This is a genomic window from Streptomyces sp. ME02-8801-2C, from assembly GCF_033793965.1.
Classification (GTDB): Bacteria; Actinomycetota; Actinomycetes; order Streptomycetales; family Streptomycetaceae; genus Streptomyces.
In genome coordinates this window covers 46085-60820 of sequence record NZ_JARAXP010000013.1, presented here as the reverse complement: position 1 = coordinate 60820, position 14736 = coordinate 46085, and the positions used below count along the sequence as shown (strand labels likewise).

19 protein-coding genes and 3 pseudogenes are annotated in these 14736 nt (G+C 67.3%); 9 read left to right on the top strand and 13 right to left on the bottom strand.

Going from position 1 to position 14736, the window contains the following annotated elements:
* Positions 1-76 precede the first annotated feature (76 nt).
* The 6 genes and pseudogenes from PV396_RS33595 (at position 77) to PV396_RS33570 (ending at position 3954) form a co-directional block, all read left to right on the top strand.
* Positions 77-541 (top strand): DUF2199 domain-containing protein, encoded by a 465-nt coding sequence (locus PV396_RS33595; protein ID WP_319211383.1) that lies wholly within the window; start codon positions 77-79, stop codon positions 539-541.
* Positions 541-1203, top strand: a complete 663-nt coding sequence (locus tag PV396_RS33590; protein WP_319211113.1) for a hypothetical protein — start codon at positions 541-543, stop codon at positions 1201-1203. Before PV396_RS33595 ends, PV396_RS33590 begins: the two co-directional genes overlap by 1 nt.
* 217 nt (positions 1204-1420) lie before the next feature.
* Positions 1421-1855, top strand: a complete 435-nt coding sequence (locus PV396_RS33585; protein ID WP_319211112.1) for a hypothetical protein — start codon at positions 1421-1423, stop codon at positions 1853-1855.
* A gap of 63 nt (positions 1856-1918) precedes the next feature.
* A complete protein-coding gene (locus PV396_RS33580) occupies positions 1919-2116 on the top strand; it encodes a hypothetical protein (protein ID WP_319211111.1) in 198 nt (65 codons plus the stop codon).
* 569 nt (positions 2117-2685) lie between these two features.
* A pseudogene (locus PV396_RS33575) lies at positions 2686-3554 on the top strand (IS5 family transposase).
* 28 nt (positions 3555-3582) lie between these two features.
* The gene (locus tag PV396_RS33570; RefSeq protein ID WP_319211109.1) at positions 3583-3954 is read left to right on the top strand and encodes a hypothetical protein; all 372 of its coding nucleotides are present in this window, start codon (positions 3583-3585) and stop codon (positions 3952-3954) included.
* Between the two features lie 8 nt (positions 3955-3962).
* On the opposite strand, the gene PV396_RS33565 is transcribed toward PV396_RS33570, so the two are convergent.
* The 5 genes from PV396_RS33565 to PV396_RS33545 form a co-directional block, all read right to left on the bottom strand.
* Positions 3963-4373, bottom strand: coding sequence for a VOC family protein (locus PV396_RS33565; protein ID WP_319211107.1), 411 nt, complete (start codon positions 4371-4373; stop codon positions 3963-3965).
* 80 nt (positions 4374-4453) lie between these two features.
* Complete coding sequence (locus PV396_RS33560; protein ID WP_319211105.1) at positions 4454-5404, bottom strand: IS982 family transposase; 951 nt, start codon at positions 5402-5404, stop codon at positions 4454-4456.
* A gap of 84 nt (positions 5405-5488) precedes the next feature.
* On the bottom strand, positions 5489-6427 hold the full coding sequence (locus PV396_RS33555) for a MerR family transcriptional regulator (protein WP_319211102.1): 939 nt from the start codon (positions 6425-6427) through the stop codon (positions 5489-5491).
* A 222-nt stretch (positions 6428-6649) separates the two neighbouring features.
* Positions 6650-7156 carry a GNAT family N-acetyltransferase gene (locus PV396_RS33550; RefSeq protein ID WP_319211101.1) on the bottom strand — a complete coding sequence of 169 codons (507 nt, stop codon included), beginning with the start codon at positions 7154-7156 and terminating at the stop codon, positions 6650-6652.
* A 37-nt stretch (positions 7157-7193) separates the two neighbouring features.
* Positions 7194-7385 carry a hypothetical protein gene (locus PV396_RS33545; RefSeq protein WP_319211100.1) on the bottom strand — a complete coding sequence of 64 codons (192 nt, stop codon included), beginning with the start codon at positions 7383-7385 and terminating at the stop codon, positions 7194-7196.
* On the opposite strand from PV396_RS33545, the gene PV396_RS33540 reads away from it, so the two are divergent.
* Complete coding sequence (locus PV396_RS33540; protein ID WP_416071522.1) at positions 7378-7584, top strand: DUF6000 family protein; 207 nt, start codon at positions 7378-7380, stop codon at positions 7582-7584. The genes PV396_RS33545 and PV396_RS33540 overlap by 8 nt on opposite strands.
* Positions 7585-7610: 26 nt before the next feature.
* Here the strand turns inward: PV396_RS33540 and PV396_RS33535 are convergent, their stop codons facing one another.
* The 6 genes and pseudogenes from PV396_RS33535 to PV396_RS33510 all read right to left on the bottom strand — a co-directional run.
* Positions 7611-7838 carry a hypothetical protein gene (locus PV396_RS33535; RefSeq protein WP_319211099.1) on the bottom strand — a complete coding sequence of 76 codons (228 nt, stop codon included), beginning with the start codon at positions 7836-7838 and terminating at the stop codon, positions 7611-7613.
* Positions 7835-8131, bottom strand: coding sequence for a hypothetical protein (locus tag PV396_RS33530; RefSeq protein WP_319211098.1), 297 nt, complete (start codon positions 8129-8131; stop codon positions 7835-7837). Before PV396_RS33530 ends, PV396_RS33535 begins: the two co-directional genes overlap by 4 nt.
* A 230-nt stretch (positions 8132-8361) precedes the next feature.
* Positions 8362-9279, bottom strand: coding sequence for a transcriptional regulator (locus PV396_RS33525; protein WP_319211096.1), 918 nt, complete (start codon positions 9277-9279; stop codon positions 8362-8364).
* Positions 9280-9283: 4 nt separating this feature from the next.
* A complete protein-coding gene (locus tag PV396_RS33520) occupies positions 9284-9604 on the bottom strand; it encodes a helix-turn-helix transcriptional regulator (RefSeq protein ID WP_319211094.1) in 321 nt (106 codons plus the stop codon).
* Positions 9605-9933: 329 nt separating this feature from the next.
* On the bottom strand, positions 9934-10458 hold the full coding sequence (locus PV396_RS33515; RefSeq protein WP_319211092.1) for an ATP-binding protein: 525 nt from the start codon (positions 10456-10458) through the stop codon (positions 9934-9936).
* 34 nt (positions 10459-10492) lie between these two features.
* Positions 10493-10684 (bottom strand): annotated as a pseudogene (locus PV396_RS33510) (IS5/IS1182 family transposase); the annotation flags it as partial.
* Between the two features lie 209 nt (positions 10685-10893).
* On the opposite strand from PV396_RS33510, the gene PV396_RS33505 reads away from it, so the two are divergent.
* On the top strand, positions 10894-11937 hold the full coding sequence (locus PV396_RS33505) for a sigma-70 family RNA polymerase sigma factor (RefSeq protein ID WP_319211090.1): 1044 nt from the start codon (positions 10894-10896) through the stop codon (positions 11935-11937).
* Between the two features lie 30 nt (positions 11938-11967).
* Here PV396_RS33505 and PV396_RS33500 read toward each other — a convergent pair.
* Positions 11968-12201 (bottom strand): annotated as a pseudogene (locus tag PV396_RS33500) (hypothetical protein); the annotation flags it as partial.
* A 180-nt stretch (positions 12202-12381) separates the two neighbouring features.
* Between PV396_RS33500 and PV396_RS33495 the strand changes: the two are divergent.
* Positions 12382-13302 carry an AEC family transporter gene (locus tag PV396_RS33495; protein ID WP_319211088.1) on the top strand — a complete coding sequence of 307 codons (921 nt, stop codon included), beginning with the start codon at positions 12382-12384 and terminating at the stop codon, positions 13300-13302.
* 66 nt (positions 13303-13368) lie between these two features.
* Here the strand turns inward: PV396_RS33495 and PV396_RS33490 are convergent, their stop codons facing one another.
* Positions 13369-14652 (bottom strand): thymidine phosphorylase, encoded by a 1284-nt coding sequence (locus PV396_RS33490; protein WP_319211381.1) that lies wholly within the window; start codon positions 14650-14652, stop codon positions 13369-13371.
* Positions 14653-14736: the final 84 nt, after the last annotated feature.

Here is a 14736-nt window from a genome sequence, read left to right as displayed (position 1 = left end):
GCTAGGCTCCGAGCCCATGACCAGTGATTTGGGGTTCACCTGCGCGTGCTGCGGGGCCCACCACCCTGAGCTGCCGATGAACTACACGGCCGAGGCCCCCGCCGTGTGGGATCCGGCCTTCGCCAACGCTGACGACTGCTTGCTCTCTACGGACCAGTGCGTGGTCCGCGCGCAGCACTACTTCGTAAAGGGCCTGATCGAGATACCGGTCATCGGCAGTGACGAGGTGTTCTCCTGGGGTGTCTGGGTCTCGCTCAGCCGAGAAGGCTTCTCCCGGGCCTCAGATCTGTGGGATAGGCCCGGCCGCGAGGCCGAGAAGCCGTACTTCGGCTGGCTCACCACCGATCTTCCGGTGTACCCAGCGACGACGCTCAACCTGAAGACTCGCGTTCATACCCGTCCGGTCGGCGAGCGCCCCTTCGTCGAGCTGGAGCCCACCGACCACCCCCTCGCCATCGAGCAGCGCACAGGGATCAGCCTGGAGCGTGTGCGGGAGATTGCGTCGGCCGTGCTCCACGCCGGTGATGGCGAGCAGCGGTAATGGCTGACCAGCCCGTATCGCCCGTCCCGGTCGCGCCTGCCGGCCTGAGCCGCAGGGCCCAGCGGTTCATCGAGACGGAGGGCATCCGCGTTCGCCGGCAGGACTTCCGACGACACCGCGACGCGTGGCTCAAGCACGGGATCCCCGCTGCGGAGATCGAACGGGTAACTGCCTTCCAGGACCGCTGGGGCGGCCTCGCCCTGCCCCCGGCCCCGTTCTACGAGGGCGGTCCGCGCGTCTTGGACGCCGACTGCCCCGAGGAGGTGCCCGCAGAAGGCTGGTCGTTCCCGGCAGGCGACTGCCGGGTGTCCATGGCCTACAGTTTCGTGATCGGCCCCGACGGTGCGTTCGGTATCGACGCCTACCGCTGGTCGCCCCTGCATGCCAGCACTGACGGATGGGTGGAATCCCTGGCGCTCGCCGCTCATGCCCGCCGCTGGGCCACAACCGTCACAAGAGTCACGCGCAAGGCCGTCGATGCACTGGATCTCGGTGAATTCGAGCCAGTGCCCGAAGTACAGGGTGTGACCGACTCGTGGTGGCGGGGCAAGGACTCCCTCATCGCCGTGTACCGGGGTGAGGCTGTGGGCCTTGATGCCCCGCAATGCCTCGAAGCGCACATCTACGGGGGGCTCGACGAGTGGGGCCTCTACGGCGGCTGACCTGCGGGCCTTGGATCTGAGCACGTACTTCGGCACAAGTGCCAACTGCTGTTCTCGTATAGCTACGGCGAACGGACATGTAGCGCTGAGGAACTACACGGGGCTGCGCGGCCGCGTAGCTGTAGGCCGGGATCACTGTATTCCCGCCCTGTCGCGGCCGCGCTCCTGCCACACTGAACGCCCCTTGCCACTACTCCACTTCACTCGAGGGCACACGATGACCGACGGACCACAGAAGCCAGCAGACGACGCCGAGACCAGGCCGCCGCTGCGCCGGCGTATCGTCGCCCGCTGGGACCGCCTCGGCCCCGTAGGCCGGGCGGCCGTGGCCGTCGGCGCGATGGCGGTGCTCGCCGGAGGAATCGCTGTCCTCGCCCGCGCCCGCTCGAGCGCGCCCGACACTGATGTCGACGACTTCGAGGCGTGGGCCGACGAACTGGCGCTGGAACCCGGCGAGTACGTCTTCGACTGCCTCGAATGCGACGGTGAAGGATCCATCCAGGTCGGCCAGGAAGACGACGAAGCACCCGACGGCTACTCCCTCGTGTGGGACACCTGCGAGGACTGCCACGGCGAAGGCACCATGAGCTACGACGAGAACGAGGCCGCCGAAGCGATCGACTGCGGACGCATCCCGCTCAAGCGGCCGTAGGTACGTAAGGGCCGTCAGAGCGCCTACCCGCTGCCTCTCACCGCACCAGGTAGGTTCCCGGCCATGGCTTCGTACGAAGATCACGTGCTGCTGGAGGCCACCCGTTTCCGCCGCGCCATCGAGGACGCCAAGCAGGCCGGCGACCTCGACGCACCACACCCAGGGTTCCGGGACTTCCCTCAGGGGAGCTACGGCGCGGCCACGGTCATGCTGTGCACCTACCTCGCCGAGCGGGGTCTGGACGGCTGGCTGTACGCCTGAGGCGAAAGGGAGAACCCGCACGAGACCCATGCTTGGGCAGAGCGGGAGGGCCTTGTCGCCGACATCACCGCCGACCAGTTCCCCGAGCACGGGACCGTGTACGTCGGCCCCCGGACGCCGTGGTTCGACACGTGGGAACCCTTATACGGTCCGCCCAAGGTCGATCGGGTCGCCCCCGACGACGATTACATGGAAGGGCCCGCGTACCGGGCGATCCTCCGGCACCTGCCCTAATCATTCGCCCCACCCCTCGCCGTCACTCATTCAGCTCAACGAGGCAGCCAGAGCGGAGAAAACGAGGGTTCTGGCAGCTACTCAGCGCTACATGTCCGCTCGCCGTAGCTATACAAGAACAGGGCCTTGAGTCCCGCGGGTTCACGCAAACCGCAGAGTCCTCGCCGGGAACCCAGGGTTCCGTCGTCATGCCGAACGGCATCGGACCCGCGAGTTCGACTCGAACCCGCGACCACGCCGCTTCCGGGCTTCGTAGACGGACAAGACGGGGAGCGGGCTAGGCCGTTTTTTGAAAGTCGGCTCTGCTCCTCGTCCCGCATCGCAATGATCGCGGTGTGGGACGAGGGGATCTTTCTGACGGGCAGTGGGCTGTGCTGGAGCCGCTGTTGCCGGTCGTGGTGCTGGGGCGGCCGTCGTTGGGTCGGCGGAAACTGATAGACGGGATCCGGTGGCGGGTGCGGACCGGTGCTCCGTGGCGGGATCTGCCGTCGGAGTACGGGCCATGGCAGACCGTCTACGGACTCTTTCGCCGCTGGCAACGCGACGGCACCTGGCCCGAACTGCTGACCCGGCTGCAGGCCCGGGCGGACGCGGACGGGCTGATCACGTGGGAGGTCAACGTCGACTCCACGATCTGCCGGGCCCATCAGCATGCCGCGGGAGCCCGCCGCGACGGCCAGGCCCAGAAGGAACCGCCAGGCGGAACCCGCACCGAGCCCGAGGACCACGGCCTGGGCCGGTCACGGGGAGGCTTCACCACCAAGATCCATCTGGCCTGCGAGCAAGGCCAACGACCGCTGCCGCTGCTCGTCACCGCAGGTCAGCGCGGTGACAGTCCTCAGTTCGCCGCCGTCCTGGAAGGCATCCGGGTGCCCCGCACCGGACCGGGCCGCCCCCGTGTCCGGCCGCTGCGAGTGCGGGGCGACAAGGCGTACTCCTCCCGCGCCAACCGGGCCTACCTCCGAAAGCGCGGAATCCGCTGCACGATCCCGGAACCTGCCGACCAGGCCGCCAACCGCAAACGACGTGGGAAGGCCGGCGGACGGCCCCCTGCCTTCGATCGCGAGGACTACAAGGCCCGGCACGCGGTCGAGTGCGGGATCAACCGACTCTAGCGCAACCGCGCGGTCGCCACCCGGTCGACAAGCTCGCCGTCCGCTTCGAAGCCACCGTCCTGATCGCCGCGATCGGTGAATGGCTGTGACCGGCCTGAGCTGTCGGTTCCTCATGCCATGCTGACCACGACCCGGGTCAACAGCGAAGGAGAGGCAACGATGGGGGCTCAGTACTACGGCGCCGACAGCGAGAACGGCGACCGCATCGACGACCCCTCCGAAGACGCGCTGTTCATGATGATCAGTGACCTCAACGACTCCGACAACACCTTCGTGGTCGTCCAGCCCGACGAGGACGACCCCGTCTGGTTCGCCTCCGTGGCCGTTCTCGACGAAGGCGGCTACGAGATCGTCCGCCGTGACACCGCCCGCAACGTGCACGAGGTCACCACGGCGACCAGCATCAACGACATCGCCCGCGACCTCACCATCTGGTTGGCCGCCCGCGACTTCCCCGGACGGCCAACCATGCAGGTCAGCGAGTTCTAAAACACGGCCTAGTCGCGCTTGGGCCAGATGAGGCCCTGATCGGTCCAGATGACACCCTTGTTGCGGCAGAGGCAGAAGGGGTGGCCAATGGGGTCGGCATAGACGCGGAAGCCGTAGCCCTCGGTGCCGATGCAGTCCCGCTGCAGGGTCGCGCCGAGGGCCAGGACGCGGCACTGTTCGGCCTCGATGTCGTCGACTTCGAAGTCCAGGTGGAACTGCTTGGGGTGCGCGCTGTCGGGCCACCGCGGGGCGCGGTAGTCCTCCACCTGGATGAAGGCCAGTTCGATCTCGCCGAACTGGATACCGGCCCAGTTCTCGTTACTACCCTCCTTGACGGGGAGCCCCGTCACCTCGGAGTAGAAGGCTGCCAGCTTCATCGTGTCCGGGCAATCGATGATGAAGTCGGTTAGTCGTAGCATCCCGCGATCTTGCCACAAGATCAAATGAGCCGGACTTTGAGACAGGCCTAGATGAATGAGTCCAAGGGGTGTTGTTGCGGTCAGTGATCGTAGGCCGTGAGTGATCGCTTGATGGGCTGTCCAGTTTGGTCGTTGTGCCAGATCACCGCTGTGAGTGCGAGGATCCGGCACAAGACCCGGGCTGACACCCCTGCAGCGCTCTTGCCGCCGTGTCGTTCCAGGTCGAGCTGCCCTTTGAAGGTCTGATTGATCGACTCGATAACCTGCCGCAGCGGTTTGAACAGGTGCGCCCCGGCCCGCTCGGCTTCCCCCTTACGGGCTGGCCGCAGCAACTTCAGGTGACGCTCGGCAAGGCCGTACTCGAACTCGCGGCCGAAGTAGTTCTTGTCCCCAATGATCGTCTGCCCGGGGTGAACAGCGAGGACGTCTGGCGCGGTATCGAGCATGTCGCGCAGCGTTTCGCGCTCGTCCGCCTTGGCCCCGGTGAGTGCGAACAGGACCGGCAGTCCGCCGAGTGTGCACACCAGGTGCAGACGCAGCCCCCAGAAGTATCGCGAGTGTGATGCGCAGTAGCCGTACTGGGCCCAACCTGCCAGGTCCGAGCGTTTGACCGTCTCACGGGAGCAACCGCAACCGACCGGTGTGGAGTCGACCAGCCACACATCGTCGCTCCACAGTGAGGTATCGCGGGCCACGATCCGGATCATGCTGGTGAGCAGTGAGAACGCGGCGCGCAGCCGCTTGTTGTAGCCGGACTGCTGGGGCACGTAGGGAAACAGGTGGCCGAAGTCCCGCCCGACGCGGCGAAGCCAGCGCCGCTCAGAGGTGTATCCGAGCAGCGCCGACATGACCGCGAGCGTGATCAGCTCGGCGTCACTGAGCGTGGGCGTGATTCCGACGGCAGGCCGCCACGGCGCCAGCCACGGCGCCAGCCACGGCGCCAGCCACGGCGCCAGCCACGGCGAAGCCTTCAACTCGTCGTCAATCCGGGCATACAGTGCCGTTGCGAGGGTGTCCAGGTCGTTAGTCACACATCGACGTTCGACGCCCTTGTCTCATGTCCGCAGGCGATCCCCTGGACTCATTCAGGGATCGGGGCGTGCCCACTGCGGTGACTATGCGTCACGGTCATTTCGCAGGGCCTGGATGAGCCAGGGGTACACCGGGATCAGGTTCGGTACTATCTGCCAGCCGTTGACGATCCACACCAGCCGCCAGTATCGATCTACCCGGGGATCGTGCGCCTCGTCGAACTGCTGGGCCATCCAGTCCCGGAATCCCGTGTCAGGGGTGCGCGCGAGCACCTCGGCGAAGCGGCGCACGAGGTCGTCGATGACGGGTGCGCCCCTGTCGCTGAGCGGGTCGATGCCCGACTCCATGGCCTCGGCCACCTTCTGACGGGTGAATTCCATCAGTTCCTCGCCGGCATCGCATTCGATGTCGAGCGGGCGCCCGGCGGCCTGACGTACGGCCGTCCGGCGCATCCGGGCACGGAAATCCTCGTCGCCGACCAGCTCGGCGAGCTCCACCCACGCGGCGACCTGCTCGCTGGTCGGATCATCGGGGAGGTCGGGAGTGGCAGCGCGAACCATGGCCACCGCGGTCGGGTCGGCATCCACTGGGCCGAAGGTGCCATCCACGAAATCGTCGATCAAACGTCGGCGTTCCTCGCCGGACAACTGTGTGAGCCTGTGCATGAGTGTGGTCTCCTCGGGACTGGACCCGCGTCTGGCCACGACTCGCAGAACGCTCCGACGCAGTTGCAGCACCCGGATCTGGACGTCCATGGCGTCGGCGTGCGCCGCGGCGACTTCCGCCACCGAGAGCTCGCGGTCCAGTACCCGTTGAATCGTGGCCAGGTCCATGCCCAGCTCGCGCAGTGTGCGGAGGAGTTCCAGACGAAGCAGTGCGTCGAGGTCGTAGAGCCGATAGCCGGCGGGACTACGGGTGGTCGGCGCTACCACCCCCGAATCGGAGTAGAACCGGATGGTCCTCACAGACAAGCCGGTCCGCCGGGAGAGCTCCCCGATCGAGTAGAGGGTCGTAACGTCCATGTCCCCCACTCTGCTGTCTCCAGTCACTGGAGACTCAAGGCCATTCCCAAGCAGGGCCCCGACCACGAGACGTCCTCCGAGTTGCTGAAGCATGCGTCGCGTGCTCTCCGCTGACCGCCAGGATGAAACGGGCACGCCTTGCACGTGCTGGGCGAGCGATGGCAGCGACATGCGACACCGCTCGCTGGCGGCCTACGGCTACGAGCCCTTGGACTCAATCATCTAGTCAAGAGGGCGGCGGTAGCGCAACTTGTTGAGAGAGGCGCCGCCGGTGGAGTCCTCCACGGCCGCGCCGTCTGCGCCCCAGCCGGCGGCTTCGTAGAAGCGCCGGGCACGTTCGTTGTCTTCCAGGACCCACAAGGTGGCCTGTGTGTAGTCGGCCTGTCCGAGAGCCGCCAACGTGGCCGCCATCAACTGCTTTCCGATCCCTGTGCCCCAGACCTCGGGCATCGCGTAGAGCGTGCCGATTTCCGCGGTGACAGGGATGTCCTGAGACGGGCCGAAACTTGCGAATCCGACGATCCCGGCCTCGGTTTCGGCTACCAGTACCCCCGACGACGGCCACCGTGTTTCCGCGATCCGTGTCTTCCACTCGGACTCTTCGCGGCTTGGGTCCATGGCGTCGAGGTAGTGCTGGGGAACAAGACCGGCAAAGGCCGACTGCCAGGAGCGCACGTAGACACCTGCGACCGCTGACGCATCATCAGGCCATGCCTGTCGAATCTGCATGGCCGTCATTCTTCAAGTCCCGTCAGTCTGGGCCAAGTTATTTTCCCGAGGGCGACGTTGGGTGCTGGGCTGTCTGTTCCAGCAGTGCCCGCGCCGAGTCCGCGTAGCGGATGGCGGTCTTCTCGTCGATACCGAAGACCAGTGCAAGGTGGAGCGGGTCGGCACCGTGGGTGAGGGCTTCTTCGAGCTGGCGGTCGACGCGGAGCCGTTCGAGGGTGGCGGTGAGCAATCCTCACGATGATGCCGAGTTGCTGGCCTTGGTTCGCCGCTATGTCACGCCCGAGCGGCACTACCTGAAGCTCGGCGGCGGCTTGCTGCGCATGGAGAATCCTGCATGCGGCCGATTCATGCGAGATCTCTGTGAGGACGCGGGACTCATCACCGCAGATGAGATCGCAGATGGGGCAGTCCAACGAGCTGAGCCGTGATTCTCGCCCTCGCTCAGCGGATCTGGTCATTCGTCCCGGGTCACGCGGGCATGATCGGTGACGACTCGGCGGAAGAGGTCATGACCAGTACGGCCGGTGTGGCGCAGACACCAGTCCTGCGCCGTTTCCTGCTCTTCCTGCGAGCTGGAATTTTCGTCGCAGCCGGGTGTCACGCAGAAGGCTTCGAAGGTGACTCCGCCTTCCGGTTCATGACGGATCGTGTGGGGGACGTAGCGCAGAACGGCGCGCCTCATACAGATGCCTCGGCGGGCTGTTGGGGGCTGTCGTCGGTTTCGTCATCCTCGTCGTCTTCACTGCTCTCGGGTACAGACAGGCGCAGCCCCCGGCTTTCTGCGATCCGCAGTGCGTCAGTCAGGCACTCCGTCACACGCAGCAGCGTGTACCGCACCTCGGCATGCGTGGACATGAGGTCGTCCAGCACCTTGGACGCTTGCGTGAGGGTGTCCGCGCCCATGGCGAGCTGCGCGGCTTCGAAGTCGTCGGCGAGCCGGGACATGAATCCGCCATCATCGTCGGTGCTCAGCAAGCACCGTTTGCCGTCCTCTGTCGTCCAGGGCAGTAACCGCGGTCGGTGTCCCGATCGCACATCGGCTGTCCCGCACCGCTGCTGCCGGTCGCTGTCCGTTCTCTGCATCGCTTCGGCCCCCTTTGGAGTTGCTTGGCAGAGGGAACCTACGGGTACTCAGAAGCTCAATCCACGTGCTCACAGCGATAGTTCAGCGCCCTTTGCGACCGAACTACCACGCTCCGCAACGGCTAGCCGGCGACCCGGAGATGCGCCGCCATGCTGCGCATGTCTTCCGTCAGCGTCCGCTTGCGAGTTTTGAGGATGTCCGCCATCACGCGCCGGGCCATGGGCTGATGGGTCATCCACTCGCTGGACGTACGGCGGATGAGGGTCAGCTCGTCCATGGCGTCCTGGTGCGACCCGAGCGCGACGTGAGCGCGAGCGACGTCCAGCCGGTGACGGCCCCAGTTGTTGGTGCTCAACGTCCCGTAGTTCCGCACCCCTCTGGCGCTCAACGGTCCGTCGTCGGCCCGGCGCAGCACGCCCCGCGAATCGCCGATCAGCGACAGGTCCTCAACAGCTTTCGCCTCAACAGTGACGGGACCGAACGCGCTCCAGTGCGTGGGGAAGTCGACGTGTTCACCCTCCAGCGCGCCCCCGGAGGTCCGTGCCATCCTGCGGGCTTCCTGCGCTACGTCCGGCCGGTTGTTGCGCACCGATGCCGCCGCAACCCTCAGCCACAACTCGCCCCACACAGCGAGGCTCGCGGGTGTCGCTCCGGACATTCGCGGTTCGACCTCCTGCGCCGTCTGCGCCGCAAGCTGTTCGGACTCGTCGAACCGGTCCTGCCTCAGCAACAGCCAGCACAGCCCCACAACCCCCGTTGCCGCCAACTGAGTCTGGCCCGTTTCTCGCGCAAGACGGATGGCCTCGGCGAGCGCGAAATAGGCCATGTCGTACTGCCGGACCTGAGTCAGGTACTTGCCCGTGAGCAACAGCGCATGAGCCCGCGCGATCGTGGCGTGCTGCTGCTCCTCACCTTCGAGAGTGGCGACGGCGGCTTCGGAAGAACGCAGCAAGCCAGGCAACTTACGTGCGACAGACGTGTACCGGTCCGCCTGGTAGAGCGCGTGGCCGTCCTGCACGCCTTGCCGGATGACGGACACTTCATCAGCATTCGCCAGGTTCAGACAGCGGCACCGAGAGCCCGACAGGGGGCATGAGCGCCCGCCTCAGCTCCGCAAGATAGCGACGGTTCGCCTCATCCTCCGCACCGACTACGGACTTCGGCGTATCCGTGGCGAACAAGGCAGACGTCGAAACCCCCAACGCACGGGCAAGGGCACCAAGAGTGTCCATGCTGACGTGCCCGCCCTGCTCCGCCTTGCGCACAGTGCTCAGCGAGAGATCCGCCGCCTCGGCCAAACCCTCCTGACTGAGTCCGGCCGTACGGCGCAACTTCCTGACGTTGTCTGCCAACCCTGTGGACATCGGCACTCACCTCACATCAAGCGTATGCCCGCGCCGTAGTCGGGCAACTCTGATCAGTCACGCCGGACCCCCCGCCAGATCATCCGATGCACCCCCCAGAAAACGGGAATAGCCCCGCACTCAACCCACGAGGACAGGGCAATGAGGGTGCCGATACCGGCCGTGAACTCCAGCACGGGGGCGACACGCTACTACTCGCTCGAAGCGACTTCCCGGCACCGGGCGTTCACCGCGCGCCGATCTCCACCAGGGCCTGTCCGGCGGATCTTTCCGGGCTCGGCGCTCCGGCACGGCTGCGTTACTGGGCGACGTCATGGTGGGCCGGACGGTCACGCGAGCGATGGCCACCGGTCGGCGGCCCACTCCAGCCATCCTGACCACCCAGGAGGCGGACCTCCTACCTCATGTCCATCGAGTTCCGTGGCGTCGGGCTCCTCGAACAGCGTCCTCCAGTGCAAGAGGTCCGTCTCGCTCATCACGAAGGTCTGATGAGGGGTGGTCGACTGGCGATGGGCGATCCGAGCACGTTGGGTCTCAAGGTCCACCGGCACGTACACGAGTTGACAGGACGCGCTCCCAGACATGACCAACCAGCGGATCGCGGACCTCTCGTCACGAGACCAGCACCCGAAATCCAGGACCACGTTCGTTCCCAGTTTCAGCGCCTCCAGACCCAGCCAAAGCAGCCGTCCTTCCAGCACATCGCGCTTCCCGGCCGGCTGAGGATCGCCGAACAGTGGGAGCATCCACTCATCCGGCGTCAGCCGCAGCGCGTTGTGCTCCTTGGCCAGCTGTCGAGCTCTCGTGGTCTTTCCGGCTCCGGGCAGGCCAACCGTCAGGAACAACGTCGTCACCCCCAGATCTTGTCACGAAGGCCAAATGATCACGCTTGAGCCAAAGGCGGATCGAAGCAACGGTGGCGGTGCCGTGGAAGACATAGGCGCGCTTGTCGAATCTCGTGGCCCCGGCCCGGGAGTTCTTCAGCGCGTTGATCGTTCGCTCAATTTCGTTCCCTCGCTCGTAGATCGTCTTGTCGAAGCCGACGGGCCGGCCGCCCTTCCTGCCGCGGCGGCGCCCGTTCAGGGCCGTTAGGGAAGCCGTTAGGGGAGCCGTTAGGGGTCTGGGGGCGCAGCCCCCGGGGACAGGATGGGACAGGTAGGGGCGGCGGGGGCGAAAACTCTCTCACCTGCACCTTTCTTCGCTCCCAGGGCCGTTGTCAGTGGCCTGCGCTAGCTTTCTCGTGTTGGGTCGCGACGGTGCGACAAGGGCAGCCATGGGGCGGGTTGGCAATGGGTGACAGTGCGGCTACGGCCACTGCGACAGACCTCGACGTGAAGCTCGAACAGCATCGCGTCGAACTGACCGGGTACTGCTACCGCATGCTCGGCTCCTCCTTCGAGGCCGAGGACGCCGTGCAGGACACCATGGTCCGCGCCTGGCGGAGTTACGAGAAGTTCGAGGGCCGGTCGAGTCTCCGTTCGTGGCTCTACCGCATCGCCACGAACGTCTGCCTGGACATGCTCACCGCGGGCAACAAGCGCGCCCGCCCCATGGACCTCACCGACTCCACCCCCCTCGCCCGCGCGGCCCTCTCCCCCCGCCCCGACAACACCTGGCTGGAACCCATGCCGGACGCCCGCGTGCTGCCCACCGTCGAGGACCCGGCGGAGGCGGCCGTGGCCAAGGAGTCCGTCCGGCTGGCGTTCATGGCGGCCCTGCAGCAACTGCCCGCGAAACAACGGGCCGTGCTGATCCTCCGCGAGGTGCTGGCCTGGAAGGCGAGCGAGGTCGCGGAGCTTCTCGAGACGTCGGTCGCGTCCGTCAACAGTGCCCTCCAGCGGGCCCGGGCGACACTCGCCGAGCGGGACCGGGACGGGAGCGGCTCCGCTGCCGGTGCCGTCTCCGACCCGCTCAGCGAGGAGCAGCAGAAACTGCTCGAACGCTACGTCGCCGCGTTCGAGGGGTACGACATGACGGCCCTCACCGCGCTGCTGCACGAGGACGCCGTCATGACGATGCCGCCGTTCGACCTGTGGCTGACCGGACCGCAGGACATCACGGGCTTCATGACGACCCTTGGCGCCGCCTGCGCGGGCTCGCATCTCGTGCCGGTCGCGGTCAACGGGCTGCCGGGCTTCGCGCAGTACAAGCCGGACGAGGAGACGGGCGGTTTCTCCCCCTGGGCGGTCCAGGTGCTGGAGATCTCAGATGGCCGGATCACCGGATTCCACTGCTTCCTCGACACGAAGCGCTGGTTCCCGCTGTTCGACCTCCCCCTCTCGCTCCCCCTCGATGTCGAAGGCGAGACCGACCAGGTCGAGAAAGGCGAGTAGGGCGGGGGCCGGTTCCCGGAGGCGTATGCGGCCTCCGGCCCGGCGGGCGGTCAGCTGGAGCCGGGCCAGCAGTTCCACGGAGCCCAGCCCCGGTGGCCCCAGCCCCGCCACATCACAGACGACGACCGGCTCACGCCCCCCACCGCCTCCCCTGCTGGCTCCGCCTCCGGCTTCAGCTTCCAGCAACGCACGCAAGGCCTCGCACAGCCCGGGCACCTGCTCACGGGTGACGGGGCCGGCCAACACGAGTACAGCGGGTGTCATGGCGTCCACGAAGGGTAGACCGGGCGGCGGCCCCCAACTCATCGCCCACCCGTTGAGATCGCTTTGACGCGCGCCCCTCCTCCCCCCGAGGGTTACGTGTATGCCCCACGAACCACCCCCCTCCGCGATACCCCACGGCCCGCGACACCTGCCTCCCTTCCCGCCCATGACGGAGGCCGCATGCAAGGCGTGCTGACCGGGTTCGCGGTGATCGCCATGGTCATCGGCGTCGGTTACGCGATCGGGCTGCGCGGCTACCTCGGGGACAACGGGCGCGAGGTCCTGACCAAGCTCGCCTTCCACGTCGCCACCCCGGCACTGCTGTTCACCACGCTCGCCCGGGCCGACCTGTCGGTGATCTTCTCCAGCCGGCTCCTGATCACCGCGCTGAGCACGATCGCGGCCGCGAGTGTCTTCGTCGCGGTGGGCGTCGTACGCCGCTGGGGTGCCGGACGTACGACGATCGGCGCGCTCTGCTCCAGCTACGTCAACTCCGGGAACCTCGGTATCCCGATCGCGGTGTACGTGCTGGGCGATGCCTCGCTCGTGGCGCCCGTGCTGCTGTTCCAGACGATCGTGGTCACGCCGATCGCGCTGACCGTCCTCGATCTGACGGGCCCCGGTGAGAAGGGGCCGCTGTGGCGGCAGTTGATCACGCCGTTGCGCAATCCCGTCGCGGTCGGTTCGCTGTCCGGGGTGCTGGTGTCGGCGGCGGGCATCGGTGTCCCCGCGCCGATCCTCGACCCGCTGAAACTCATCGGCGGCATGTCCGTGCCCGCGGTGCTCCTGGCGTTCGGCATCTCGCTGAGCGCGAGCACGCTGCCACTGCGCGGCCGGGAGCGCACGCCCGTCCTGCTGTCGGTCGCCCTGAAGTCGGTGGGCCAGCCGGTGGCCGCCTGGGCCCTGGGCGCGGGTGTCTTCGGCCTGCACGGCGCGCCCCTGCTCGACGTGGTGGTGACGTCGGCGCTACCCGCCGCCCAGAACCTCTTCACCTACGCGAGCCGCTACCGGGTGGCGGAAACCCTGGCCCGCGAATCGATCCTCCTGTCGACGGTACTGGCGGTACCGGTACTGGTGGTGGTCGCGGCCCTGCTGGGCTGAGCGAACGAGGCGCGCCCGGGGGGGACTCACTCCCCCGGGCTCACGCGTCCTCTTCCCGCTGCGGGCTCAGGCGATCCGTTCCAGCACCACCGGTGCCGTGGTGAACGCCGTGTCCGGGGCCCCGATGTCGTACGAACCCTCGATCGACTGGAGGGCGTACTCGAAGCGTTCCGGGGTGTCCGTGTGGAGGGTCAGCAGGGGCTGGCCTGCCGTGAGCGTGTCGCCGGGCTTGGCGTGGAGTTCGATGCCCGCGCCTGCCTGCACCGGGTCCTCCTTGCGCGCGCGTCCCGCGCCGAGGCGCCAGGCGGCCACGCCGATGCCGTACGCGTCCAGGCGGGTCAGGACACCCGAGGTCGGGGCCTTGATGACGTGCTGTTCCCGTGACGTGGGCAGCGGGGCGTCCGGGTCGCCGCCCTGGGCCGCGATCATCCGGCGCCACACGTCCATCGCGGAGCCGTCGGCCAGCGCCTTCGCCGGGTCGGCGTCGCGGATGCCGGCCGCGTCGAGCATCTCCCGGGCCAGGGCGATCGTCAGTTCGACCACATCGGCCGGGCCGCCGCCCGCGAGGACCTCGACCGACTCCCGTACCTCCAGCGCGTTGCCCGCCGTCAGGCCGAGCGGCGTCGACATGTCCGTGAGGAGGGCCACCGTCTTCACACCGTGGTCGGTGCCCAGGCCCACCATCGTGGACGCCAGCTCCCGCGCGTCCTCGATGGTCTTCATGAAGGCGCCGGTTCCCACCTTCACGTCCAGGACCAGCGAGCCCGTGCCCTCCGCGATCTTCTTCGACATGATCGACGAGGCGATCAGCGGGATCGCCTCGACCGTCCCGGTCACATCGCGCAGCGCGTACAGCTTCTTGTCGGCGGGGGCCAGACCGTCGCCCGCCGCGCAGATCACCGCGCCGGTGCCGTCGAGGACGCTCAGCATCTCCTCGTTGGAGAGCAGCGCCCGCCAGCCCGGGATCGACTCCAGCTTGTCCAGTGTGCCGCCGGTGTGGCCGAGGCCACGGCCCGAGAGCTGGGGGACGGCCGCGCCGCAGGCCGCCACCAGGGGGGCGAGGGGCAGCGTGATCTTGTCGCCGACGCCTCCCGTGGAGTGCTTGTCGGCGGTCGGGCGGGACAGGGAGGCGAAGTCCATGCGCTCGCCGGAGGCGATCATCGCGGCGGTCCAGCGGGCGATCTCGCGGCGGTTCATGCCGTTGAGCAGGATCGCCATGGCGAGCGCGGACATCTGCTCGTCGGCGACCTCGCCGCGCGTGTACGCGTCGATGACCCAGTCGATCTGATCGTCACTGAGTTCACCGCGGTCCCGCTTGGTGCGGATGACGGAGATGACATCCATCGACAGGAGCGTCATGGCTTGGCTTCCTTCCGGTGGTTCTGGGAACCGGTCGTTCTGGGGAACCGCGCGGCCCCCCTGAGGAGGCAGGCA